Origin of the sequence: Rhodococcus sp. ABRD24 (genome assembly GCF_004328705.1) — a bacterium.
Lineage (GTDB): Bacteria > Actinomycetota > Actinomycetes > Mycobacteriales > Mycobacteriaceae > Prescottella.
The window spans coordinates 3,340,905-3,365,010 of the sequence record NZ_CP035319.1; the positions used below are offsets into that span (position 1 = coordinate 3,340,905).

Annotated in this window: 25 protein-coding genes; 14 read left to right on the forward strand and 11 right to left on the reverse strand. The window is 66.6% G+C overall.

Annotation, left to right across the window (positions count from 1 at the left end):
* The gene (locus tag ERC79_RS14795; RefSeq protein ID WP_131579198.1) at positions 1-879 is read right to left on the reverse strand and encodes an A/G-specific adenine glycosylase; all 879 of its coding nucleotides are present in this window, start codon (positions 877-879) and stop codon (positions 1-3) included.
* 100 nt (positions 880-979) lie between these two features.
* On the opposite strand from ERC79_RS14795, the gene ERC79_RS14800 reads away from it, so the two are divergent.
* Together ERC79_RS14800 and ERC79_RS14805 are read left to right on the forward strand one after the other, a co-directional pair.
* On the forward strand, positions 980-1,612 hold the full coding sequence (locus ERC79_RS14800) for a carbonic anhydrase (RefSeq protein WP_131579199.1): 633 nt from the start codon (positions 980-982) through the stop codon (positions 1,610-1,612).
* Between the two features lie 99 nt (positions 1,613-1,711).
* Entirely contained in the window at positions 1,712-2,422 is a 711-nt protein-coding gene (locus ERC79_RS14805; protein ID WP_131579200.1) for a DUF4232 domain-containing protein, read from the forward strand.
* Positions 2,423-2,439: 17 nt separating this feature from the next.
* On the opposite strand, the gene disA is transcribed toward ERC79_RS14805, so the two are convergent.
* Positions 2,440-3,525 (reverse strand): DNA integrity scanning diadenylate cyclase DisA, encoded by a 1,086-nt coding sequence (gene disA / locus ERC79_RS14810; RefSeq protein ID WP_131579201.1) that lies wholly within the window; start codon positions 3,523-3,525, stop codon positions 2,440-2,442.
* A 149-nt stretch (positions 3,526-3,674) separates the two neighbouring features.
* Here disA and ERC79_RS14815 point away from each other — a divergent pair, with 149 nt between their 5' ends.
* A complete protein-coding gene (locus tag ERC79_RS14815) occupies positions 3,675-4,235 on the forward strand; it encodes a PaaI family thioesterase (RefSeq protein ID WP_131579202.1) in 561 nt (186 codons plus the stop codon).
* A 9-nt stretch (positions 4,236-4,244) separates the two neighbouring features.
* On the opposite strand, the gene radA is transcribed toward ERC79_RS14815, so the two are convergent.
* Both radA and ERC79_RS14825 read right to left on the reverse strand, forming a co-directional pair.
* Positions 4,245-5,633, reverse strand: a complete 1,389-nt coding sequence (gene radA, locus ERC79_RS14820; RefSeq protein ID WP_131579203.1) for a DNA repair protein RadA — start codon at positions 5,631-5,633, stop codon at positions 4,245-4,247.
* Positions 5,634-5,720: 87 nt separating this feature from the next.
* Positions 5,721-6,317, reverse strand: a complete 597-nt coding sequence (locus ERC79_RS14825) for a copper chaperone PCu(A)C (RefSeq protein ID WP_131579204.1) — start codon at positions 6,315-6,317, stop codon at positions 5,721-5,723.
* A gap of 296 nt (positions 6,318-6,613) precedes the next feature.
* Here ERC79_RS14825 and carD point away from each other — a divergent pair, with 296 nt between their 5' ends.
* From carD to rlmB, 5 genes are read left to right on the forward strand one after another with little or no spacing between them, the layout of a single operon-like run.
* Complete coding sequence (carD, locus tag ERC79_RS14830; protein WP_107984697.1) at positions 6,614-7,102, forward strand: RNA polymerase-binding transcription factor CarD; 489 nt, start codon at positions 6,614-6,616, stop codon at positions 7,100-7,102.
* 2 nt (positions 7,103-7,104) lie between these two features.
* Positions 7,105-7,797: a 2-C-methyl-D-erythritol 4-phosphate cytidylyltransferase gene (gene ispD / locus ERC79_RS14835; RefSeq protein WP_131579205.1), complete on the forward strand. Its 693-nt coding sequence runs from the start codon at positions 7,105-7,107 to the stop codon at positions 7,795-7,797.
* Between the two features lie 3 nt (positions 7,798-7,800).
* Positions 7,801-8,277 (forward strand): 2-C-methyl-D-erythritol 2,4-cyclodiphosphate synthase, encoded by a 477-nt coding sequence (gene ispF / locus ERC79_RS14840; protein WP_131579206.1) that lies wholly within the window; start codon positions 7,801-7,803, stop codon positions 8,275-8,277.
* 11 nt (positions 8,278-8,288) lie between these two features.
* Complete coding sequence (gene cysS, locus ERC79_RS14845; RefSeq protein WP_131579207.1) at positions 8,289-9,698, forward strand: cysteine--tRNA ligase; 1,410 nt, start codon at positions 8,289-8,291, stop codon at positions 9,696-9,698.
* On the forward strand, positions 9,698-10,684 hold the full coding sequence (gene rlmB, locus ERC79_RS14850) for a 23S rRNA (guanosine(2251)-2'-O)-methyltransferase RlmB (protein WP_131579208.1): 987 nt from the start codon (positions 9,698-9,700) through the stop codon (positions 10,682-10,684). The genes cysS and rlmB overlap by 1 nt, the downstream gene beginning before the upstream one ends.
* Positions 10,685-10,687: 3 nt before the next feature.
* Here rlmB and ERC79_RS14855 read toward each other — a convergent pair whose 3' ends face one another.
* Complete coding sequence (locus tag ERC79_RS14855) at positions 10,688-11,551, reverse strand: biotin-dependent carboxyltransferase family protein (RefSeq protein WP_131579209.1); 864 nt, start codon at positions 11,549-11,551, stop codon at positions 10,688-10,690.
* A gap of 45 nt (positions 11,552-11,596) precedes the next feature.
* Here ERC79_RS14855 and ERC79_RS14860 point away from each other — a divergent pair, with 45 nt between their 5' ends.
* Together ERC79_RS14860 and ERC79_RS14865 are read left to right on the forward strand one after the other, a co-directional pair.
* Positions 11,597-12,286: a ZIP family metal transporter gene (locus tag ERC79_RS14860; protein ID WP_131579210.1), complete on the forward strand. Its 690-nt coding sequence runs from the start codon at positions 11,597-11,599 to the stop codon at positions 12,284-12,286.
* Between the two features lie 200 nt (positions 12,287-12,486).
* Complete coding sequence (locus ERC79_RS14865) at positions 12,487-14,094, forward strand: AMP-binding protein (protein WP_242676578.1); 1,608 nt, start codon at positions 12,487-12,489, stop codon at positions 14,092-14,094.
* 7 nt (positions 14,095-14,101) lie between these two features.
* On the opposite strand, the gene ERC79_RS14870 is transcribed toward ERC79_RS14865, so the two are convergent.
* Genes ERC79_RS14870 through ERC79_RS14880 form a run of 3 tightly spaced genes read right to left on the reverse strand, consistent with a single transcriptional unit; the run spans position 14,102 to position 16,302 of the window.
* Positions 14,102-14,710: an allophanate hydrolase subunit 1 gene (locus ERC79_RS14870; protein WP_131579211.1), complete on the reverse strand. Its 609-nt coding sequence runs from the start codon at positions 14,708-14,710 to the stop codon at positions 14,102-14,104.
* Positions 14,710-15,468 (reverse strand): 5-oxoprolinase subunit PxpA, encoded by a 759-nt coding sequence (locus ERC79_RS14875; RefSeq protein WP_131579212.1) that lies wholly within the window; start codon positions 15,466-15,468, stop codon positions 14,710-14,712. The genes ERC79_RS14870 and ERC79_RS14875 overlap by 1 nt, the downstream gene beginning before the upstream one ends.
* Before the next feature lie 57 nt (positions 15,469-15,525).
* Positions 15,526-16,302, reverse strand: a complete 777-nt coding sequence (locus tag ERC79_RS14880) for a thioesterase family protein (protein WP_131581172.1) — start codon at positions 16,300-16,302, stop codon at positions 15,526-15,528.
* A gap of 424 nt (positions 16,303-16,726) precedes the next feature.
* On the opposite strand from ERC79_RS14880, the gene ERC79_RS14885 reads away from it, so the two are divergent.
* The 4 genes from ERC79_RS14885 (at position 16,727) to ERC79_RS14900 (ending at position 21,333) form a co-directional block, all read left to right on the forward strand.
* On the forward strand, positions 16,727-18,103 hold the full coding sequence (locus ERC79_RS14885; RefSeq protein WP_131579213.1) for a cation:dicarboxylase symporter family transporter: 1,377 nt from the start codon (positions 16,727-16,729) through the stop codon (positions 18,101-18,103).
* 11 nt (positions 18,104-18,114) lie between these two features.
* Complete coding sequence (locus ERC79_RS14890; protein WP_165497135.1) at positions 18,115-19,020, forward strand: LysR family transcriptional regulator; 906 nt, start codon at positions 18,115-18,117, stop codon at positions 19,018-19,020.
* Positions 19,017-20,258, forward strand: coding sequence for an alkaline phosphatase family protein (locus ERC79_RS14895; RefSeq protein ID WP_131579215.1), 1,242 nt, complete (start codon positions 19,017-19,019; stop codon positions 20,256-20,258). Before ERC79_RS14890 ends, ERC79_RS14895 begins: the two co-directional genes overlap by 4 nt.
* Positions 20,259-20,490: 232 nt before the next feature.
* Positions 20,491-21,333 carry a class I SAM-dependent methyltransferase gene (locus ERC79_RS14900; RefSeq protein ID WP_131579216.1) on the forward strand — a complete coding sequence of 281 codons (843 nt, stop codon included), beginning with the start codon at positions 20,491-20,493 and terminating at the stop codon, positions 21,331-21,333.
* Between the two features lie 49 nt (positions 21,334-21,382).
* On the opposite strand, the gene ERC79_RS14905 is transcribed toward ERC79_RS14900, so the two are convergent.
* The 3 genes from ERC79_RS14905 to ERC79_RS14915 are packed head-to-tail and all read right to left on the reverse strand — an operon-like array spanning position 21,383 to position 24,095.
* Positions 21,383-22,276 (reverse strand): metal ABC transporter permease, encoded by an 894-nt coding sequence (locus ERC79_RS14905; RefSeq protein WP_131579217.1) that lies wholly within the window; start codon positions 22,274-22,276, stop codon positions 21,383-21,385.
* Positions 22,273-23,145: a metal ABC transporter ATP-binding protein gene (locus tag ERC79_RS14910; RefSeq protein WP_242676579.1), complete on the reverse strand. Its 873-nt coding sequence runs from the start codon at positions 23,143-23,145 to the stop codon at positions 22,273-22,275. The genes ERC79_RS14905 and ERC79_RS14910 overlap by 4 nt, the downstream gene beginning before the upstream one ends.
* Positions 23,142-24,095 carry a zinc ABC transporter substrate-binding protein gene (locus ERC79_RS14915; RefSeq protein ID WP_131579218.1) on the reverse strand — a complete coding sequence of 318 codons (954 nt, stop codon included), beginning with the start codon at positions 24,093-24,095 and terminating at the stop codon, positions 23,142-23,144. Before ERC79_RS14915 ends, ERC79_RS14910 begins: the two co-directional genes overlap by 4 nt.
* Between the last annotated feature and the right edge of the window lie 11 nt (positions 24,096-24,106).

A 24,106-nucleotide genomic window follows, 5' to 3' on the forward strand; every position in this document is an offset into this window, starting at 1 on the left:
TCAGCTGCCCTCACCGGCGAGTGCGAACAACCCGTCCTCGGTCTGCTCGACGAGCCCGTCCACCAGCAGCGAATCCAGGGCTCGATCCCGCTGGCCCGGGTCGCTGAGCCACACCAGATCCAGGCGAGCGCGTTCGACGGGATGGGCGCTCTCGCGCAGCACATCCATCAGCTTGCCGCGAACCTGACGGTCGGTGCCGGCGAACTTCTGCACCTTGCGTGGCTCCCCGATGTGCGCCGGCTTGCCGGCCTCCACCCACGCACACGAGGGCAGTGGGCAGCGCTCGCAGCCGGGGGTCCGGGCGGTGCATACGGTGGCGCCGAGTTCCATCAGTGCTGCGGAGAATGTCGCCGCGCGGTGGCGTGTACGGGGCAGTAGTTGGTCCACGTCTGCCATATCGCGCTTCGCCGACGGGCTTCCCTGGTCGGCGCGACCGTGTATCGCGCGGGCGACGACGCGTCGAACATTGGTGTCCACCACGGGGACTCGCTGGCCATATGCGAAGCAGGCAACGGCTCGCGCGGTGTAATCGCCGATGCCGGGCAGGCTGAGCAGGACGTCGACGTCGGCGGGTACCACGTCGCCGTGTTGGTTGGCGATTACTCCAGCGCATTCGTGCAGGCGCAGTGCCCGACGCGGGTATCCGAGCTTGCCCCATGCACGGAGGACGTCGGCCTGGCTGGACGCCGCCATCAGCGAGGGCACCGGCCACCTGCGCACCCATTCCTCCCAGATCGGCGCGACGCGGACGACGGGCGTCTGCTGCAGCATGATCTCGCTCATGAGGATCTGCCAGGCGGTGACGCCGTCGCGCCGCCACGGCAGGTCCCGGGCCTGCTCCTCGTACCACCGCAGCAGTGCCGAACTGTCCACCTGCATCGGTTCTTCTCGCCCTTCTCCATGGGCCTGGCGGCCCCGAGTATGTCTTTGTCGCTCATCCAGATGAGACGGCAGGCGCACGGAGGTGCACAATTACCGCATGCCCAATTCCAACCCGATCTCCGCTTGGAAGGCCCTCAAGCAGGGTAACGAGCGATTCGTCAGCGGCACCCCGATGCATCCGAGCCAGGGTATTGCCGACCGGGCGAAGTTGGTCGACGCCCAGCATCCGACGGCAGTCCTCTTCGGCTGTGGCGACTCCCGCGTCGCTGCCGAGATCATCTTCGACGTCGGCCTCGGTGACATGTTCGTCGTCCGCACGGCCGGCCACGTCATCGACAGTTCGGTCCTCGGCTCCATCGAGTACGCCGTCGAGATCCTCAATGTGCCGCTCATCGTCGTGTTCGGTCATGACGGCTGCGGTGCGGTCAAGGCGACCCTCGATGCTCTCGACAATGGTCGGATCCCCAACGGGTTCATCCGCGACGTCGTCGAGCGCGTCGCGCCGTCGATCCTGATGGGCCGCAAGGAAGGTCTGACGACGGTCGACGAACTCGAAGGCCGGCATGTCGTGGAGACCGGTTCGCTGCTGATGCAGCGTTCGCGCATCATCGCCGAACGGGTCGAGCGGGGCACGTGTGCAATCGTCGGCGTCACCTACAAGTTGTCCGACGGTGACATCAAGCTGCAGGGCGCCGTCGGTGACATCGGGGAGTCGGTCGACCGAGACTGAGCCGAATACTTGGACCGAGGCCGGGCCGAATAGGTGGTCTGAGGCGACACGCCGACTCTGCTGAGGCAACCGCTGCTCACATGGACTTACGGTTGACTCGTGCTTGAACCGAATGGACCGCTGCCCCCCGAGATCTACTGGCGACGACGGGCGCTCGCCATCGGTGGTGTCATCGTGGTCGTGGCGCTGCTCGTGTGGATCATCGCGTCTGTTCGCGGAGGCGGCGACGACGCCGAGGCTGCCTCAGCGGCGTCTACTTCCGAGCTCACCGCCACCAGTACGTCGGCGGTGCCGCCGTCCTCTGGCGATTCCGTGGACGGTGGTGCCTCTGGAGCGAATGCCTCGGGTGCGAACGCCTCGGGTACGGGTGTTTCGGGTACCAGCGCCGCGGCCACCACGTCCGGTACGCCGTCGGGCCAGCAGTGCTCCGACCAGTCGCTGGCCGTGAAGGTGACGACAGATCAACCGCAGTACCAGGCGGGGCAGGAGCCCGGCTTCACGATCGTGATCACCAACATCGGCAGCAGCGCATGTGAGCGGGATCTCGGCTCGGGATTCCAACAGGCGCTGGTGTACACCCTGGACGGCAACAAGCGGCTGTGGTCGAACGTCGACTGCTACCCGAACTCGGACCCGGAGCTACGTACCCTCGAGCCGGGTGGGCAGGCCGCGTTCGCGGTGAAGTGGTCGGCCGCGACATCGGAGCCGGGATGCGCCGCCCCGCGTAACAAGGTGCCGCCGGGCGCCTACACGGTGGTCGCGCAGCTCGGTGCACTGCGCAGCGCACCCGAGCCGTTCAACATCGCCTGACGCCGTTTCGACGCGACCTAGTCGTACGGTCCGCTGATGGAGGTCTCTGCCAGGCGTGAGAGGCCCTCGCGGATGTGCCGAGCCCACAGCCCGCCGATACCGTCGACCGATTGAAGGTCCGCCGCGGTGGCCGCGAGCAGCCCCTGCAAGGTTCCGAACGAGCTCACGAGCCGGTGGATTTGCAGGAACTGCAGTCGTGGCACTCGGGTCAGGACTCGGTAGCCGCGTGGGCTCATCGGTGCGTCGAGCGCCTCGATGGTGCCGGGATAGCCGAACGCCCGCGCCATCGTGGTCAAGTCGAGCAGGTCCACGTCGGTCAGCTTGTCCAGCGACGCGAGCGTGTTGTCGACCGCGTTCGTGGATGCGGGTTCGGGTCCGGCGAGATAGTCGCGGACCACGAGCTCGCGGGACGTGTCGTTGTCGCCGACCAACTCCTCGAGCTGCAGCGCGAGCTGCCGCCCGTCGGTGCCCAATTCGAGTACATCCTGTTCGATCTCCACCGACACGCGGCGCACCATCTCGAGGCGTTGCACGACGGTCAGCGCGTCGCGCAGGGTCACAAAGTCCTCGATCTCGACTACCGACAGTTGCCGGGTCACCTCGTCGAGGCGAGCCTTGTAGCGTTCGAGGGTTGCGACGGCCTGATTGGCACGCGAGAGAATTGTCGAGGACCCGTTGATGACGTGGCGGATTCCACCGATGTACACACTGACGATGCTCATCGACTGGCTTACCGACACCACAGGGAAGCCGGTTTCGATCGCGGTCCGCTCGGCGGCGCGGTGCCGGGTACCGGATTCGACAGTCGGGATCTTGTGGTCAGGCACGAGCTGCACGTTGGCGCGGACGATGCGGGACCCGTCGGTCGAGAGCACGACGGCGCCGTCCATCTTCGACAGCTCCCGGAGCCGGGTCGGCGCGAACTCGACGTCGAGTTCGAATCCGCCGTCGCACAACGCCTCGACCTGCTCGTCGTATCCGAGCACGATCAGTCCTCCGGTGCGACCGCGGAGAATCCGCTCGAGACCGTCGCGCAACGCGGTTCCCGGGGCGAGTCGGGCGATGGTGTCGCGCAGCACCGCAGTCGGTGTGGCGTCGTTCATCGCGAAATCCCCCTCGTGCGGTCGGAGTCGACGGTCGACATCCCCGAGTTCGTCCGGTCGGCAACTCCAGACTCCAGTGTGCGTTCGACGTCACATTGTGTCGAGCCGCCTTCGAGCCGCGGTCCGACCCCCGTCTACATTACCCAGTCGTGAGCAGTACTTGGACTTTGCCCGATGACCTCGTCATGCCCGTCCCGTCGGAGATCTTCCCCGCGCCGGGCGAACCCCTACCTCAGCATTGGGCCAAGTGCTTCGGCTGTGGCGACGATCAGCCTGCCGGTATGGCGATGAGTTTCGTGGCGGGTGAGAACCTGTCGGTCACCGGACGTCTCGAAGTGGCCAAGCGTTACCAGGGCGGTCCGGGCGTGATCCACGGCGGAATCCTCTCCACCGCGTTTGACGAGGCCCAGGGTATGGCGTGCATGGTGCTCGGTGGCCCGGTTGTGACCGCGCACCTCGAGATCGACTTCGTCCGGCCGATCCCGCTCGGTTCGGTGCTCGAGTTCCGGGCCCGGATCGAGGGCACCGTCCGGCGCAAGGCCTACACCACTTCCGAGGCATTCATCGTGGAGGGTCCCGGGGCCGATCCGGACACCCCGGTCGCGACCTCGCGGGGGCTCTTCCTGACGGTCAACCCCGAGCACTTCGCGCCCACCGTGGCATTTGTCGACGGCGAACCGACGTCACCGTTCGGCACATCGGCTGTCTGACCTGACGCCCTAACCGATTCTCAACGCGCGGAGTGCGTCGCCGAGGGTCGCGACCTCGATTGCCTTGATGCCCTTCGGGAGCTCGCCGGCATCGCTCGGTACGACCGCCCGGGTGAAGCCGAGCCGGGCGGCCTCGGCAACCCGGCGGCCGACGCCGGACACCCGGCGGACCTCCCCGGCCAGGCCCACCTCGCCGAGGACGACGGTTCCTGCGGGGATGGGCCGGTCCTTGCCGGCGGACGCGACGGCGACCGCGAGCGCCAGATCGCACGACGGATCGGTCATCCGCATCCCGCCGACGGTCGCGGCATAGACCTCGCGGTCCGACAGTTTGATCCCGTGTCGTCGTTCGAGGACTGCCAGGACCATCGACACCCGTGCCGAGTCGAGCCCGCTCACAGCTCGACGCGGCGACGGATTGTTGGTGGGCACCACCAGCGCCTGCACCTCGCCGAGCAGTGGTCGCTTGCCGTCCATCGTGACGGTGACCGCGGTGCCGGGCACCTCCTCGATTCGATGGTGCAGGAACAGCCCGGACGGGTCGCTGACACCGACGATGCCGTCCTCGCGCAGTTCGAAGCAGCCCACCTCGTCCGCGGCCCCGAAGCGATTCTTGATGCCCCGGATCATCCGCAGCGTCGAGTGTTTGTCGCCCTCGAAGTGCAGCACCACGTCCACCAGGTGCTCGAGCGAGCGCGGACCGGCCACGGCGCCGTCCTTGGTGACGTGACCGATCAGCAGTACCGGCACGCCGGTGGCCTTTGCCAGTGAGGTGAGCGCGCTCGTGATGGCCCGGACCTGGGTGACGCCGCCGACCACGCCGTCGACGTCGGCCGCAAGCATGGTCTGCACCGAGTCGACGATCAGGAGCGTCGGACGGACCTGCTCGATATGTCCCAGCACTGTCGCCAGGTCCGATTCGGCGGCCAGGTACACCCGCTCGTGCACCGACCCGGTGCGGTCGGCACGCAGCCGTACCTGCCCGGCGGATTCCTCACCCGTGACGTAGAGCGCCCGGTCGTCGGGGCTGCGGGATGCCCACCGGTGCACGACCTCGAGTAGGAGGGTCGACTTGCCGACGCCGGGCTCGCCGGCGAGCAGCACCACCGAGCCGGGCACGACCCCGCCGCCGAGCACTCGGTCGAGTTCGTCGACTCCCGTGGCCTTCGCCCGCGTGGTCTTTCCGTCGATCTGGGTGATCGGCGTGGCGGGGGTTGTGGGCAGGAGAGCTGCGGCACCGCTGCGAGCGAGCGAGGCACCGGGCCGCGCAGCCACGGCCGCGAGCGTGGGCGCCTCGTCCATCGAACCCCACGTGCCGCATTCGGGGCAGCGGCCGACCCACTTGGCCACCGTGTGCTGACACGAGGAACACCGGAAGTTCGATTTAGGTTTTGCCACGGCGGAAGCCTAGTTGCCTCGACCGACAGAAGAGCCCGGGCGACGTTGTCGCCCGGGCTCTTCCGGAGTGCTGCGAATCCTGGACTATCAGTGGCCCTCGGCCACGTCCGGCGACTTCTCCGACTCGTGGCGCTCGGTCGCGGGGCCGGCGTCGACCGGTACCTGCACGACGATATCGCCGGCATTCTTGAAGGTGAATGTGACCGGGAAGGTCAGGCCAGGTCGCACGCCCTCGCGAATGTCGTTCAGCTTCACCTCGATGAGGCTGGTCGACTCGGGGGCATTCTCGGGCACCGTGACGGCTGGAACGCCCGCGCCGAGTGCGGTCTGCGGCGCAATCACGGCGCCGCCCTCCAACTCGGAAATCGTGACGGAACCGGCGAAGTCCGTCCGGATCCCGGTCAGACGGTCTTCCTTGGACTCACTCAGGTTCACAGCGGTGAACGCGAGTGCGGCGGTACCGCCCGGTTCGATGCTGTACTCCTCGGAGTTCGGGTAGACCACGTGCACGTTGCGGAGTGCGATATCGCCGCCCGACGCCGGGTTGCCGTTCACAGCGGCCACCTGGGTGGCAGTCTGGGAGACCTGCCCCGCGCCACATGCGGACAGCACGAGCGTCGCGCCGGCAGCGAGGGCGACAGCGGTTGCGACTCGGCGAGTCGTCGACGCAGTGAGAGCAGTCACGGGTTGTCCTCCATGGGTCAGGTTCACAATCCACTAGGCAGAGTAGTAGTCAGCCTCGAGCGGCTGTGCGCTGGGTACTGCCAGCGTGGTCGTGGCGGGTCTCCGCCGACGGCACAAGGGTTGTCCGAGTGCAGGTTCGGGCGCTTCGAGAGGGACGCTCACTCGGCCCGAAATGCACGATTGCTGCAGCGTGTCAAGCCCCACAGTGGGGCCGGGATGCCCCTGACCTGCACCGTTGATGGGACGGTCCTTTGGTTACGTGTTAAACTCGGAAGATCGAAAGGGGCACGGGACAGATGATTTTTAAGGTCGGAGACACCGTCGTATACCCCCATCACGGAGCGGCGCTGATCGAGGCAATCGAGACCCGCACCATCAAGGGTGAGCAGAAGGAATACCTAGTTCTCAAGGTCGCGCAGGGCGATCTCACCGTTCGCGTTCCCGCGGACAATGCCGAGTATGTCGGTGTGCGCGACGTGGTCGGGCAGGAGGGTCTCGACAAGGTGTTCCAGGTGCTTCGGGCGCCGCACACCGAGGAGCCTACGAACTGGTCGCGCCGGTACAAGGCGAACCTCGAGAAGCTGGCTTCGGGTGACGTGAACAAGGTCGCCGAGGTCGTTCGTGACCTGTGGCGTCGTGAGCAGGATCGTGGTCTGTCCGCCGGCGAGAAGCGGATGCTGGCAAAGGCGCGGCAGATCCTCGTGGGTGAGCTCGCGTTGGCGGAAGGCACCGACGCCGCCAAGGCTGACATCATCCTCGATGAGGTTCTCGCCGCAGCTTCCTGACAGTGAGTGAGAATCGGGGGCCGGTCGTAGCGCTCGTCCCTGCGGCCGGGCGTGGCGTCCGGTTGGGTGAGTCCGTTCCCAAGGCGTTCGTCGAACTGGGCGGACGCAGCATGCTGAGGCGAGCGGTGGACGGGCTGCTGGAGTCGGGCGCCGTGGACACTGTGGTCGTGATCGTTCCCGAGGATCTCATCGATACCGCGCGGGCTCGATTGCCTGACGGTGTCGTTGTGGTTGCCGGAGGTGAGGAGCGGGCCGATTCGGTTCGTGCCGGACTCTCCGTGGTCGATGGAGCCGAGTTCGTGCTGGTGCACGATGCGGCCCGGGCACTCACTCCGCCGTCACTGATCGCGCGCGTGGTCGCTGAACTTCAGGCCGGACGCACCGCGGTCATTCCGGTTCTGCCGGTCAGCGACACCATCAAGACTGTCGACGTCCTCGGGGCTGTCACCGGAACCCCGTTGCGGTCCGAACTGCGGGCCGTGCAGACGCCGCAGGGCTTCACTACCGAACTACTTCGCCGCGCCTACCGTGACGTCAACGGCGATGCTACTGACGATGCCGGCCTGGTCGAGCGGCTGGGGGAACGGGTCCGCACGATCGTCGGCGAACCTGAGGCATTCAAGATCACCACACCATGGGATCTCACTCTGGCTCGAGTTCTCCTCGGGCGGTCGGGATCCGAGCAAGGGAGCTGACGCGTGCGAGTCGGAATCGGCACCGACGTCCATCCGATCGAACCGGGCCGTCCCTGCTGGATAGCCGGGTTGCTGTTCGAGAATGCGGACGGCTGCGCCGGTCATTCCGACGGTGACGTCGCGTCACATGCGCTGTGTGATGCGCTGCTCTCGGCCGCTGGCCTGGGCGACCTGGGTTCGGTGTTCGGCACCGGCCGACCCGAATGGGACGGCGTCAGTGGTGTGAGGATGCTGACCGAGGTCCGCCGGTTGCTGGCCGACGCCGACCTCGTGGTCGGCAATGCGGCCGTCCAGATCATCGGCAACCGACCCAAGATCGGACCGCGCCGCGAGGAGGCCCAGCGGCTGCTCGGCGAGGTGCTCGGCGCACCGGTGTCCGTGTCGGCTACGACCACCGACGGACTCGGGCTCACGGGCCGTGGTGAGGGGATCGCCGCGATCGCCACGGCGTTGGTCATCTCCGCAGATGGCGCCCGGTAGAATCGTTCGTCGTGACCCTGCGCCTATACGACACCGTGACACGGGCTATGCGTGACTTCGTCCCGCTGCGCCCCGGACATGCCTCGGTGTACCTGTGTGGGGCAACCGTTCAGGGGCACCCCCACATCGGTCACGTGCGCAGCGGTGTCGCGTTCGATGTGCTGCGACGCTGGCTGCTCGCGCACGACTACGACGTCGCGTTCGTGCGGAATGTCACCGACATCGACGACAAGATTCTGAACAAGGCTGCCGAGGCCGGACGCCCCTGGTGGGAATGGGCCGCGACGTACGAGCGGTCATTCGACTGGGCGTACCAGCAGCTCGGCGTGCTACCGCCGTCCATCGAACCGCGGGCCACCGGGCACGTGACGCAGATGGTCGAGATGATGCAGCGCCTCATCGACAAAGGCCATGCGTACGCGTCCGCGGGCGACGTGTACTTCGATGTCGTGAGCTACCCGGAGTACGGCCGACTGTCCGGCCACAAGCTCGACGACGTGCACCAGGGCGAGAGTGTGGCCGAGGGTAAGCGCGATCCGCGGGACTTCACGCTGTGGAAGGCTGCGAAGCCGGGCGAGCCGTCCTGGCCGACGCCGTGGGGCCGCGGCCGGCCGGGCTGGCACCTCGAGTGCTCCGCGATGGCCGAGTACTACTTGGGTGCAGCCTTCGATATCCATTGCGGTGGAATGGATCTGGTGTTCCCGCATCACGAGAACGAGATCGCGCAGGCCAAGTGCGCGGGCGACGACTTCGCACAGTACTGGCTGCACAACGGCTGGGTCACCATGGGCGGCGAGAAGATGTCGAAGTCGCTCGGCAACGTGCTGTCGGTGCCCAATGTGCTCGAGCAGGTCCGTCCGCAGGAACTGCGGTACTACCTCGGCAGCGCCCATTACCGGTCGATGCTCGAGTACTCCGAGGCCGCGCTGCACGAGGGTGCGGCGGCGTACCGACGACTCGAGTCGTTCGTGCTGCGAGTGGTCGAGCGGGCCGGTGAGGTTGCGATCGGCAAGTGGACCGACGAGTTCGCGAGCGCTCTGGACGACGATCTCGGAGTGCCTGCGGCGCTGGCCGAGATCCACGGCCGGGTGCGTGAGGGCAACATCGCGCTCGAATCCGGTGACCTCGACGGGGCCCGGGCGCTGGCATCCCAGGTGCGGGCGATGCTCGGAATTCTCGGCGTGGATCCCTTGGATCCGCAGTGGGCGTCGGCGAGCGACAACTCGACCGCACTCGACGCGCTGGACGTGTTGGTGCGTGCCGAGCTCGACCGGCGTCAGCAGGCGCGGGCCGAGAAGAACTGGGCGGTGGCCGACGAGGTTCGTGACCGGCTCGCCCGGGCGGGTATCGCGGTGACCGACACCGCGAACGGGGCCGAGTGGTCCCTCGAACAAGCTTCTTCCAATGAATCGGGACAGTGATGGCTGGTAATTCGAGCAGGCGCGGCGCGGTCCGCAAGGACGGCACGAAGAAGGGCCAGGTCAGCGGATCCGGCGGTAAGCATCGCCGTGGTCTCGCGGGCCGCGGTGCGACGCCTCCCGCCGAGGAGCGCACCAAGCATCCCGCTGCCAAGCGGGCGCGGGCCGCTGCCAAGGCGGCGGACCAGCGGTCCACCGGCGGCGGGCGTCCCGGTGGCGGTCGCGGACCGGTCACCCGCAAGTCCGACGACGGTCCCGAGACCGTGCTCGGACGCAACCCCGTCGTCGAGTGCCTGCGCGCGGGAGTCCCCGCTACGGCGCTGTACGTCGCGGTAGGCACGGAGAGCGACGACCGACTCAAGGAGTCTGTCCAGCGTGCCGCCGACGCCGGGATCTCCATCCTCGAGGTGCCCCGCACCGACCTGGATCGGCTCAGCGCCAACGGACTGCACCAGGGCATCGCGCTGCAGGTGCCGCCGTACAAGTACGCGCACCCGGACGATCTGATCGCCTCGGCCCGTACCCATCAGGAGCCGGCGCTGCTGGTGGCGCTGGACAACATCACCGATCCGCGCAACCTCGGTGCCGTCGTGCGGTCGGTTGCCGCGTTCGGTGGTCACGGTGTAGTCATTCCGCAGCGCCGCAGCGCGAGCGTTTCGGCCGTCGCGTGGCGAACCAGCGCCGGTGCTGCGGCACGGTTGCCGGTCGCACGTGCCACGAATCTCACCCGCACGCTTAAGGATTGGCAGGCGAAGGGTATTCAGGTCGTCGGTCTCGACGCCGGCGGCGACACCACCCTCGACAGCTACGACGGGACCGGTCCGGTCGTCATCGTGGTCGGCTCCGAGGGCAAGGGCTTGTCACGGTTGGTCCGCGAGACCTGCGACGCCGTACTCAGTATCCCGATGGCCGGTCCGGTGGAGTCGCTCAACGCGTCCGTCGCCGCGGGAGTTGTGTTGTCGGAGATCGCCCGCCAGCGACGCGGATAGCGTTCACCGGTCCTGCCTGAACCGAATTCGCTGTCCCGGCCGTAGCTGCGCTGCAGCCGGGATATCGCGGTCCACAACCACGGCTATCACCGGGTATCCGCCGGTCACCGGGTGGTCGGCGAGGAAAAGGACCGGCATCCCGCTGGGCGGTACCTGGAGGGCGCCGGTCACCATGCCCTCGCTCGGCAGCTCCCCGCGACGGGTGCGGTGCAGCGGACCCGGCCCCGTCAAGCGTGCACCGATCCGGTCCGTGTCGGCGGTGACGGTCCATGTCCGCTCCACGAGTGCGGCTCGGGCCGCCGGTGTGAACCAGTCGTCGCGCGGGCCCATCCGAATTCGCAGCTCGGTTGGATCCTTCGCTGCCGCAGGGGGCGGGATGAGCTCCTCGATCGGCAACTCGCCGTGGAGGTTTCCGATGGCCAGCCGATCGCCGTCGCGAATCTGTTCGGGCCCGATTCCCGAGAGCGTGTCGGTGGACCGGCTGCTCAGGACGAGAGGCACGTCGATGCCGCCGCGCACCGCCAGGTAGCTGCGCAGACCGGTGGGTGCGGTTCCGAATGCGAGCTCGTCACCGTCCCGGACGTGCAGCGTCGAGTACAGCGGCCTGGGTTCGCCGTTCACCGTCAGCGGTGCCGACGCGCCGGTGGCGGCGACCGTGGCGGCTCCGTGCAGGCGCACCCGCAGCCCCCCGAGCGTCATCTCCAGGGTCGCGGCGGCGGGATCGTTGCCGACGAGGCGGTTCGCGCTGTCGTGGGCGACGATGTCGGCCGCACCGGAGGTCCCGACCCCGAGGGCGGCGTGCCCGGGCCGGCCCCGGTCCTGGACGGTGGTGCGTGCGCCGGCGCGCAGGACTTCGAGCCATGCCATGCGTTCGATTGTCGCCCATCGGGGTCCGCTCACTACGATCGATCGATGCTGACAGCCGCGCTCTACGGTCTGGGGACGGCGCTGCCGCTGTTGTTCGGCGCGTTCGTCGGCCTGCGTTACGACCTGCCTCGCCCGTTGCTCGCCGCGTTGATGGCGTTCGGTGCGGGCACGATGGTGGCGGCGGTGTCGTCGGAACTTTTCGCGCCGGCTTTCGCGACCGAGGGTGTGTGGGTGGCGGGGTCGGCTCTGCTGGCTGGTGCACTGGTGTATGTGGTGGCCGACCATTTGATCGAGAAAAAGCTCGGCCCCGCTGCTCTGGGGTGGGCGTTGATGCTCGGGGCGCTACTCGACGGTATTCCCGAGAACACGGCTCTCGGCGTCTCCCTCATCGAGGGCGGGGGAGTGGTACTGCTCGTTGCGGTGGCGGTGGGCAACGTCCCGGAGGCGGTCGCGGGCGCAGCGTCGATGCGGGGGCAGCCCGGTTTCAACTCGCGTCGGGCGTTCAGGGTCTGGGCGATCACCGCGGTCGTGCTCGTACTCGTCGTCATCGCGGCCAACGCCGTCTCCGACACCATCCCGGATAGCCGCATCGCCGTCATCCAGGCTTTCGCAGGCGGTGCCACCATTGCGGTGCTTGCGGATTCGCTGATGCCCGAGGCGTACCGCGAGGGCGGCTGGTGGGTCGGGCTGTCCACTGCCCTCGGGTTCCTGGTCGCGTTCGCTCTCGGAGCCTGACGTTCCTCCGCTGGACCAGACAACAAGCAAGCGTGCTTGCTTTGTTTCGCTTCGGGTGGAATGCTGGCTGCGGCTTCGGTCAGAAGTGATCCAGGTCACCGATCGGCGGTCGGTGGCCTGGCATGCGGCGGCCCGCTCGAGGATCGCCGACTCGGTTCGATGCAGGCACGGTTCGTTACAGCAGAAGGAGAATCGCATCCATGGAGTCCGATTTGTCCGGCCTGGATTCGTTGGAAGTCAACCTCGCGACACGGGTCAGCATGGGCGACGCCCTGACCCGCGTCGCCCGGACGTTCGGTGCGCGTGAGGCGATCGTCGATCGTGGGCAATCGATCACCTACTCCGAACTGAACAGCGCCGCGGAGGCGCTCGGCCACGCCTTCCTGGAAGGCGGAATCGAGCGTCAGCAGCCGGTGGCGATGCTGATGCTCGACGGATGGAAGCTGCTGGCCACCTACTTCGCGTGCGCGAAGTCGGCGCTCGTGGCGATGCCCGTCAACGTGGCGCTCAGCGCAGACGACATCGAGTGGATCCTGCGGGACGCCGGCGCGACGGTAGTCGTAGTCGACCCGGTATTCGTGCCGCTGCTCGAATCGATGCTGCCGCGGCTCGAGTCGGTCCGGATGGTGGTCGCGGTGGAAGCCGAGATTCGCGAACTTGCCGACCGACCCGTGGACCGGTGGGAGGAACTGGCCACCCGCAGGTATGCCGGTCCGGTGGAGGTGATGGTCGAGGATCGTGACCTCGTCCAGTGCCTCTACACTTCGGGCACCACGTCCAACCCCAAAGGTGTTCTCACCAGCCATGTCTCGGCACTGATCGGCGGTATGACCAACGCGCTCCTGCAGGGATCGGGTTGGGGGAGCACGCCGGCGACGCTGCTCAACGTGCTGCCGCTCTTCCACACGACCGGCCTGAATACCCTTGTCCTGCCGATGCTGATCACCGGGGGGCGTGTCGTGCTGCCCGGGCGGTTCGACCCCGCCGTGGTGCTGGACTCCATCGAGGAATTGGGCGTGACCCATGCGATGCTGCTGCCGGTCATGTGGAAAGCGCTGGTCGACGTCAACTCGCTGGCGCCACGGGATCTCGGCTCCGTACGGTTGTGCCTCTACGCGATGGCGCAGATGCCGTCCGATGTCCTCGACCGCGTCGATGCGGTGTTCACCAATGCTGCGGTGATCCTGGGTTCGGGGCAGACCGAGGTGGTCCCGGCGACCGTGCTGCAGTGGCCCGAGCATCGCACGACCAAGCCTGGCTCGTGGGGCCCTCCGGTACCCACGGTCGAGGTCGCGATCATGGGAGCGGATGGCACGCTGCTGCCGACCGGTGAGACCGGCGAGATCGTCTACCGCGGCCCGCATGTGTGCAGCGGCTACTGGAACAACGTCGAGGCCAACTCGAAGTCGTTCGCGCATGGCTGGTTTCACAGCGGCGATATCGGTCATATCGACGACGAGGGCGTCGTGTGGTTCACCGACCGGCTCAAGGACATCATCAAGTCCGGTGGCGAGAACGTGTCCTCGATCGAGGTCGAACGGGTCGTGGCCAATGTGCCCGGGGTGCTCGAGTGCTCGGTGGTCGGTCTGTCCGACGAACGTTGGGGGGAGGCGGTCTGTGTTGCAGTCGTGCCGACGCCGGACTGTGACGAAGACGCTCTGCCGGACCTGATCGTCGCGCACGCGCGGGAGCACCTCGCGGGTTTCCAGGTGCCCAAGCGGGTGGTGGTACTGAACGCCCTCCCGAAGACCGCGACCGGCAAGACGCGAAAGCACGAGCTGCGGGCGGCGATGCTGTCGGTGGGGTGAGGGCCCGTCAGATCGCGACGAACGTGACCACCGCACCCGGCTGCAGCAGTGCAGGCGGGTCGCGGTCCACGTTCCACAACTGTTCAGCGGTGGTCCCGATAAGCTGCCAGCCGCCGGGCGAACTGCGCGGGTAGATGCCGGAAAACTCACTCGCCAGCCCGACCGCGCCGGCGGGAACGGCGGTGCGGGGTGTGGCCCGGCGCGGCACGTGCAGACGGGTGTCGGCCCCGACGAGGTAGCCGAAGCCGGGACTGAACCCGCCGAATGCCACCGTCCATATCTGCGATGTGTGCGCCGCGACGACGCCGTCGGCTCCGAGCCCGGTGAGTGCGCCGACTTCGGCAAGATCCGGGCCGTCGTACCGGACCGGGATCTGCACAGTGCTCGGTGCGTCCGAGATGTGGGTGGCTGCAGTGGTCACCGTGCGAAGCCATGCCGCGACGCGTTCACGGTGGGTGCGGTGGCGGTAGCGCACCAGGATCGTCCGGGCTGCCGGCACCAGGTCGATGACCTCGGGGTGCCGGTCCGCCTCCAGCGCGCGGTAGTGGGCCAGCGCAGCATCTAGTCCGTCGAACTCGATCAGCAACGCCCGGTCTCCCGCGTCGAGGATGCGCATCACACGAACGGTTTCACGTGGATCCGCTCGGAGTCGAGCAGCTTGCGGATCGCGGTCGCCATCGCGACCGCGGCGGGACTGTCGCCGTGCACACAGATCGTCTCCGCCGGCACCGTTATCCGCGACCCGTCGATCGCCTCGACGGTGCCCGTGGTCACCAGATCCAGCACCCTTGCTGCCACATGTTCGGGGTCGTGCAGCACGGCACCGCCCTCGGTTCGGGGGACCAGAATTCCGGCGGGCGTGTAGGCGCGGTCTGCGAAAGCCTCTGTCACCGTGCGCAGCCCGGCCGCTTCGGCCTCCTCGAGAAAGACGGATCCATGCAGTCCTAGCACCGGCAGGGATCGATCGATCGCGCGTACCGCCGCCACCACGGCGCGCGCCTGCTCACGGTGGTGGACGATTGCGTTGTAGAGCGCACCGTGTGGTTTGACGTACGTGACGGCCGAGCCGACAGTCCGCGCGAGGGCATCGAGGGCGCCGATCTGGTAGATGATCTCGGCGGTGAGGTCGACGGGTGCGATGTCGATGAAACGGCGCCCGAACCCGGCGAGATCGCGGTAGCCCACCTGCGCACCGATCCGCACACCCAGTGCGGCGGCCTCGCGGCACGTGCGCAGCAGTGTCGCGGGATCACCGGCGTGGAACCCGCTGGCAACGTTCGCGCTCGTGACGAGGCCCAGCATCGCCGTGTCGTCGCCGAGCGTCCATGCGCCGTAGCTCTCGCCCAGGTCGCTGTTGAGATCGATCATTCCCACACTTCGATCCTAGTTCCGCGCGGCGCGGCGCCGTTGGCGGCTGGTCGCGCGACTTCCTTACCGCGTGGCGGGGCGGACGGTGAGGATCTGCGATGACGTTCCGATGGGACCTCTGACGTCGCTGACGACGCTGTGCGTCAGCCCGATCCCCGAAGCGCCGAAGCTGACGTTCGTATCGAACCCGACCCATTCTCCATGCGGTTCTGCGAATAGGTGGACGGTGAGGTCGAGGTTGGGGAAGGCCGCATCGGCCGGGCTGATGCGGGTGGTCATGCCGTTGGCGATATCGAGCAATCCCGCGGTTCGCGCGACCGCGCTGACGGGCTCGCCGGCGACCAGGTCGACCGGTGTACGTACCCAGAACGAGGCGCGGCCAGGTTCGATCTGGTCGCGACGCACATCGGCCGATTCGATGAACCCGCCCGGCCAGACCGTCGTCGCGTCCCACGCCGGCATGTCCTCCGGTGCGGCGATGGTGGAGAAGGGGGTTGCGTGGAACGGCTGGGTTTCGAAGGACTGCATCAACCAGGCCCGCGCGACGACTGCGGCGCGGCCGTCGTGGCTGAGCGTGGCCTCGACCAGTTCGATCGTGCGACCGGGGCGAAGCGTCCGAACGGACGTGTCCACGACGCCGATGGGGAGGGTCCCGAGGATGTCGTAAGACAGCCTGCCGATGGTCGGGCGGTCTTCGCGGCGTTGGTCGCGGTCGGTCTCGATGGCGTGTGCCAGCAGCCCCAGTGCGGGCGCGATGTGCTGTTCCTCGGTGTTCCAGGCGCCGCCGGTGTGGTTACTCGCGAGGAAGGCCGTTTCGGAAAGTCGCTCGAAGTAGTGAATCGTTCTCTCCCTCGTGTTCGGTGCCGACGCGCGGTTGCGCACCGAATCTAGGGGGACGGTACCGATCCGGGTACCCCCGATCGGGGGTACCCGGTGAACGGCAGGTTGGAGGGTTCGGTATCGAGGTCGATCGCCGTGCGGACACCGGCCAGGACAATCATCTGGATTTAGTCGCGACGATTGTTTGAAGACGTTTCCTTGCAACATCTTTCAGAAGAGAATGCGGGCCGGGGTAGTCGATTGAGTTTGGCGTCGACCCGCAGATCGATCTGTTCGATCGGTGCCATCGACGAGTCATCAGGTGTTCACCCCGTGTTGGCGAACCGACTGTCCGCAGTTCTGATCGGTGCATGTCCGGTGGCTGATAGTGAGTCCCGACGGGGAGTTGGCAGCACTGCGGCGCGGAAAGTTGAGGAATACTGTGATGGCATCAGTCCCATGGGCGCGTGGCGCCCGGCGACGTCAGATTCGTAAAGACTGGTACCGGCAACTGTATGTATGGGTACTGATCGCGATGGCGTCGGGGGCAGTCTTCGGCCTCGTGACACCGGATGTCGCAGTCGAACTCAAACCGATCGGCGAGGCATTCGTCGACCTGTTGACGATGGTGATCGGCCCGATCGTCTTCTGCATGGTGGTCGGCGGTGTCGCTTCGGCTGGCTCGATGAAACGTCTCGGCGGTGTGGCGGGCAGGTCGCTGATCTACTTCGAGATCGTCACCACCATCGCCTTGCTGCTGGGTCTACTTGCCGTGAATCTGATTCAGCCTGGCGCCGGGATGAACGCCGACGCCGATGACCTCGAGGTCAGTGAGAAGGTTCAGTCCAGTATCGAGGCAGGTGGTCAACTGCATTGGTATGACTACATACTCCAGGTCATCCCGTCGAACATCGTGGAAGCTTTCGCCGAGAACCTGATCCTTCAAATCCTTGTCTTCTCAGTGCTGTTCGCTGCAGCTCTGCTGGCGATGGGAGACACCGGACGACAGATCGCCGGCTCCATCACCCGTGTCGGCGACGCGTTGTTCAAGGTTGTGCAGATCGTCATGTGGGTTGCGCCTGTCGGTGTTTTCGGTGCCATGGCATACACCGTCGGGAACTACGGCGCGGCCACCCTGGGCGCCCTTGCAGCGCTGGTCGGTACCTTCTATCTGACGTCGCTGATCTTCGTTCTGGTGGTGCTCGGGGGCATTCTTGCCGCCATCGGGTTGAAGCCGTTCCTGGTGTGGCGGTATCTCAAGGACGAGATCCTGTTGGCGCTGGGCGCATCTTCGTCGGAGGTCGCGCTACCCGGGATCGTCCGCAAACTCGAGGCCGCGGGGGTTCCGAAGTCGACCGCGGGGGTCACCGTCGGAGCAGGCTACTCGTTCAATCTCGACGGCACGAGCATCTACTTGACCCTTTCGACTGTGTTCATCGCGCAGGCGTTGGGAATCGACCTGACGCTGGAACAGCAGTTGGTCATGATCGGCACGATGCTACTGACGTCGAAGGGTACGGCGGGCGTCACTGGTGGTGGATTCGTCATGCTCACCACGACCGTCTCGTCGCTGTCGTTCATCCCTACTGCGGGTGTGATGCTGGTGCTCGGCATCGACAGGTTCATGTCAGAGTGCCGTGCGGTGGTCAATTCCCTCGGCAACGCGGTGGCAGGTCTGGTGGTGGCGCGATGGCAGCGGGAGATCGACCCCTCCGACGTCTGTGCCCGGATGGCCGACTACATCGCATCGGGTCGGGACAGCGCACCCGCTACCCCTGCCGAGGACACGACACCGCACGACCGGGTGGGAAGTCTGCAGTGACGATCCCTGGTGTGCACCGACTTCAGGTCCTGATCGCGATCGTGGAAACGGGTGGCTTCTCGGCGGCCGCTCGCGTCCTCCCGCTCTCGCAATCGACAGTGTCATCGCATATTCGTCAACTCGAAATCGAAGTGGGCGCAACGCTGTTCGACCGGTCGACCTCGGTTGCCAAGCTCACGCCCGAGGGCGAAATCCTACTGGAGTACGCGTACTCGGTGGTCTCATTGGGCCAGGCTGCGCTGGACCGGGTCAATCGATCGGCGCCCGGGCCAGTGGCGGGTGAGCTGCGCGTCGGCGGAAGCACCACCGCTGGAGCGCGTGTCTTTCCGGACCTGCTGGCTCGATTCGCCGACCTGTACCCGCAAGTGAGCATCGAGTTCATCGTGGCAAACGTCGCCGATCTCACCCAGCGCGTCTGTGACGGAGAAACTTCGGTCGCAGTCGTGGCTGGTTCACCGTCGCATCCGAGTCTCGAGACAACTCATATCCTGGATGAGGAGCACCTTCTCGTCGCAGCGCCGACACATCCCTTAGCGGGATCGCACGCCACCGCTTCGCTGCTACGTGGATCTCGGTTCCTGTTGCGCGAGGCCGGATCGAATACTCGCCGATACCAAGAAGAAGCATTGGGACATTGGAGAATTCGCGATCTTTCGACATCTACGGTCGAGAGCACGCACGCGATCGTCGCGTGTGTGGCAGCGGGTCTGGGACTTGCCATCGTCCCGGAATCGGCTGCCGCGGACGCGCTGGCGTCCGGGCGCATCGCGGCAATCCAGATGTCTCCGTCGCCACCGACACGATCGATCAACCTCATACACCGCCGGGGCCATCCACTTACCCGGCCCGAGGAGCTGTTCGTCAAGATGGCGCCGCTTGCCGGCGCCGAAATAAGGGAAGGGAAAGTAGATCGATGACCACGTCCATTATGGCGAACGGGCGCGCCTACCGTGTTCCGCAAGCCCCCACGATGGTGCTCACCGTCGATGGCGGTGACCCGGAGTACTTTCGTGACGCTCTCGAACGTGGACAGATGCCGCGATTGGCTGCCATGCTCACCGATGGCGGGCAGATGCGCCTCGGCGCGTCGGAGATGCCGAGTCTGACCAATCCGAACAACCTGTCGATCGTCACCGGTGTTTCTCCTGCGTTGCACGGTATTCCGGGAAACTACTGCCGTCTCCCGGACGGGAGTCTGCAACTACTGAACAGCCCCGAGTTCTTGCGAGCGCCGAGTATTCATTCGGTCATGCACGGTGCGGGAGTGCCGTGCCTCATGGTGACTGCGAAGGACAAGCTGCGGAGGCTGCTCGGTCACGGGAACGTGCCGAGCGTCAGCGTCGAGAAGGTTCACGAGCACAGCCTTGCAACGGATTACGGTATCGATGACATCGAGACGCTGGTGGGGCGCCCAGCGCCTGGAGTGTACGACTTCGGAGCCAGCCATTACGCGATGGAAATCGGTCTGGCAGTTTTCCGTGCGAATCCCCACGTCCGGTTGATGTACGTCTCGTTGACCGACCGGGTCCAGCATGCCTTCGGTCCGGGGACGCCCCAGTCGGACGAATACCTCGCTGAACTCGACCGACTGTTGGGGGAGTACCTCGACGAGGGCTTTGTCGTCGGAATAACCGCAGATCACGGCATGAGCGCCAAGCACGGTGCCGAAGGGGACCCGAACGTCATCTATCTTGCCGACCATCTGGATCGCGCCGGGATCGTCTTCGACGAGGTCGTGTTGCCCATCACCGATCCCTACGTCAAGCACCATGGGGCACTCGGATCGTTCGCTTGGGTGTACTTGCCGGAAAGTGCCCGCGCACGTGCCATCGACCTCCTGTCGGCCACTGCCGGTATCGAGGAGATCTATGGCCGAGAGGAGGCGGCATCGATCTTCGAGCACCCAGCGGACCGGATCGGCGACCTGGCGATTGTGGCGGGCGCTGCTACCGCCCTGGGAACACGGTCGTCGGAGCATGACCTCACCGGACTGCACGGACCGCTACGTTCACACGGCGGACGCCACGAGCAGCTGATTCCGCTGATCGTCAGCCACCCGGTCACTGGGGACCTGAAGACCCGATTCGATGCGAACACACTGCGCAGCCGTGATGTGCATGAACTCGTCCTCAACCACCTCGCGCAGACCACATAGAGGCCTGCCCGGCCGCATCGACGGGCAGCCGCGGATGTCGCATTGCCGCTCGGACCCGCGGGCCCCCAGGCTCGCGGGTCTGCGTGACGCAACCACACCTATCTCGCCCGTGGCGGGTCTGCGACTGTCCACTCCTCGGTGTTGGGCGCGGCTGTGCGGAAAATGGGTGGCCGATTCAGGTGTGATCGGCGTAGGTTCCGAATCCGGACATTCGAACAGTAGTTAGGGAGATATGGTCGACCGCGCTGTACATGAGGTCAACCGTCGGTCGTGGAATGCCGCGACCGTCGCGCACAACTCGCACAAGGGGGATCAGGCCGAGTACTTCCGATCGGGCGGCAGCACTCTGTTTCCCGAGGAGATCGAGTTGCTCGGCGAACTCTCCGGCCGCAAAGTCGTTCATCTGCAATGCAACAGCGGGCAGGACTCTCTCAGTCTTGCCCTGCTGGGCGCTGACGTCGTGGGCGTCGATATCTCGGACGAGGCCATCGATTTCGCGCGAGAACTGGCCGCGGAGGTGCCAGTCGATGCGCTGTTCGAGCGCGCAGACATCTACGACTGGTTCGATTCGGCCGCGTGTGGCAGCAACCGTTTCGACCGCGTCTTCTCCTCCTACGGAGCCGTCATCTGGCTGACCGATCTCACCGCCTGGGCGCAGGGCATTGCCCGGGCGCTCGCCCCCGGAGGGCTGTTCGTACTGATCGACTTCCATCCATTCTCGCTCGTGTTCGACGAAAACTGGAGACCGGCCTACCCCTATGGGGGTGCAACTCCGATCGTCGAATCGACCGGTGTCGGTGACTACGTTGCGGACACCATCGCCCCGGACTCTGCTCCGGGTGCTGCCGTGTTTGCCAACCCGTACCCGTCGACCGAGTTCAATTGGTCCATCGCCGAGATCGCTACAGCGCTGAGGTCGGCGGGACTGACGATCGAGTCGATATCCGAGTACCCCTATGCGAACGGATGGCGTGGGTTCGACCGCATGGAGGAACTCCCCGGGCGGCGATTCGCTCCACCGTCAGAGTTCGCGAGTATCCCGCTGATGTTCTCGATCACCGCACGGAAGTCGTGAACGCCACCTGCCAGAGTTTCCGAATGCGATAGCGATTCGTGCCTCGCGGTCAGGCAGTGACGAGCACGCGCCCCGCCGATCGGCGACGGACAGATCCGACGGCTCGGCACACCAGGTAGATCACGAACGAGATGGCGGTGACGAACGTCGACACCGGAACGCCGGGCGCGAGCGAGAGCAGGATGCCGCCGACGGCAGCGAGCTCGGCGAACAGGACGGCGAGCACGGTCGCACGCAGGGGGCTCGCGGTGACGTGCGCGGCTGCAGCGGCCGGGGTGATCAGCAGCGCCATGACGAGTAGTGCGCCGACGATCTGCACGCCCAGCGCGGCAGTGATGCCGACGAGGACGGCGAACACGATCGACAGCCCGCGCACCGGGACGCCGCGGGCGGCGGCGACGTCGGGGTCGGTGCTCGCGAACAGCAGCGGCCGGTAGATCACGGCGAGCGTGCCGATCACGACGACGGCGCAGCCGAGCAGCAATGCCAGGCCGGAGTTGCCAGGGGCCACGATCTGCCCGACGAGTAGCGAGAAACTGGTGCCGGTGCGGCCGTCGTATGCCCACAGGAACAGCACCGACAGACCCAGGCCGAACGCCATGATGACGCCGATCACCGAATCACGTTCGCGCGCTTTAGTTCCCAGAAGTCCGAACAGGACTGCCGCGACAACGGAGCCGACGACAGCGCCGATGCCGACACCGACTCCGATCAGCAGCGCGGCCGATGCACCGGTCAGTGACAGCTCCGACGTCCCGTGCACCGCGAACGACATCTGCCGGCTCACGATCAGTGGGCCGATCACGCCGGCGAGCAGGCCGAGGATCGCGCCCGCGATCAGGGCCTGCTGCACGAAGTCGTACTGCAGCAGGTCCGCGGTTGCGGAGAAGTCGAACATCCGCGACATCGCGTCTGAGAATTTGCTGCTGAACTCGATGCTCATGCGTGGTCCTCGGTGTGGTGGACACCCTCGCCGGGGCGCGGCCCGCCGCCGCCGAGCGCGTCGATGGCATCGCCGGTGCCGACGACCACCAGGCGCCCACGCACGTGCAGCACCTCGACGTCAGTGCGGTACAGCTCGGACAGGACCTCGGCCGTCATGACCTCTGCGGGGGTGCCGATCTTGAACTTGCCGTCGACGAGGTAGAGCACGCGGTCGACGAGCGGCAGGATCGGGTTGATCTCGTGGGTGACGAACAGGACCGCGGTGTCGTGCTCACGACGGCGCCTGTCGATCAGTTCGGAAACGCGGTGCTGGTTCGCGAGATCCAGGCTCAGCAGTGGCTCGTCGCACAGCAGTACCTTGGGGTCGCCGACGAGGGCCTGCGCGATCCGCAGCCGCTGCTGCTCACCTCCCGACATCGATCCGATCGGTGCGTCGGCATAGGACTGCGCCCCCACCTGCGCGATGGCCGAGTCGACTATCGTGCGCCGCTTGCTGCGGCCCAGTAGTCCTGTGCCCCAACGGTGCCCGTCGAAGCCGAGGCCGACGAGGTCGCGTCCGCGCAGTGGTAGTCCGTCGTCCATCGACTTCTGTTGTGGCACGTAACCGACGTGCGAGTTGCCCGCCTGTGCCGGAGTCCCCGCGATCGTCACCGTTCCCGAGGTCGGCGCCAGCTGCCCGAGCAGCACCTTCAGCAGCGATGTCTTCCCGGATCCGTTGGGTCCCAGGACGGCGATGAACTCACCCTGCTGGACGGCCAGGTTCAGGCCCGACCACAGGGTGCGGTCGCCGAACGCGAGGCACGCGTCGCGCAGTTCCACTGCGGGCGGCGCGGCGGAGGAACCGGCCACATCGATGGAGACGCTCACGACGCGGAGTCAAGCGCGTCGGCCAGTGACTGCGCTGTCCGCGTCTGCCACTGCACGAAGTCCAGGCCCTCGGGCAGCGTCTCGGTGATCTCGACGATCGGGATGCCCGAGCGTTCGGCGGTCTCACGGATGTTGCGAGTCACCTTGTCCTGGGTCTGGATGTTGTAGACGAGGATCCGTACCTGCCGGTCGGTGATCAGCTGACGGGTCGCGGCGATCGCGGCGGGCGACGGATCGGTCCCGTTCTCGACGGCGCTCGTGAAGTCGGTAGGGGTGCGGTCCTTCAACTCGGCGGCCTGCAGGAGGTAGTAGGCGATCGGTTCGGTCTGCGCGACCGGAGCGTCGCGGTGCGCGGCGGCGATCGCGGCGGATGTCTCCGATACCTGACGCAGCTGCGTGCGGAACGCCTCGGCGTTGCTGCGGTAGGTGGCGGCGCCGTCCGGATCGAGCGTGCCGAGCTGTTCGGCAATCGCGCTCGCGGTGGCGTCGACGGTGGGCATGTCGTACCAGATGTGCTCGTTGACCGAGCCGTGTGCGTGGTCCGCGTGCTCGCCTTCGGACTCGGCCGCGTGGGTGCCGGTGCGCTCCTCGAACAGGTCGAAGGCGTTGACGGTGGGCTTGGAGCCGGTGGATTCGAGGATGTTCTCGGCGAACTGGTCGTAGCCGCCGCCGTTGAGGATCACCAGCGATGCGTCGGTGACCTTGGCCGCATCGGATGGGCTGGCCTCGTACGAGTGGGGGTCGGCCGACGGCTCCGAGATGATCGACGTGACCTGGACTCGGTCGCCGGCGACGGCCTGCGCGACGCTGCCCCACACGTTGGTGGAGGCCACTACGCGGAGCTCGCCGTCGGATCCTCCCGAGCCGCCGCACGCGGTCAGTGCCACTGCAGCGAGGGACAACCCGACGGCCGCCGTGGCGGAACGTAAGACACGGGACCTGCGGGGCATGCTCACAAATC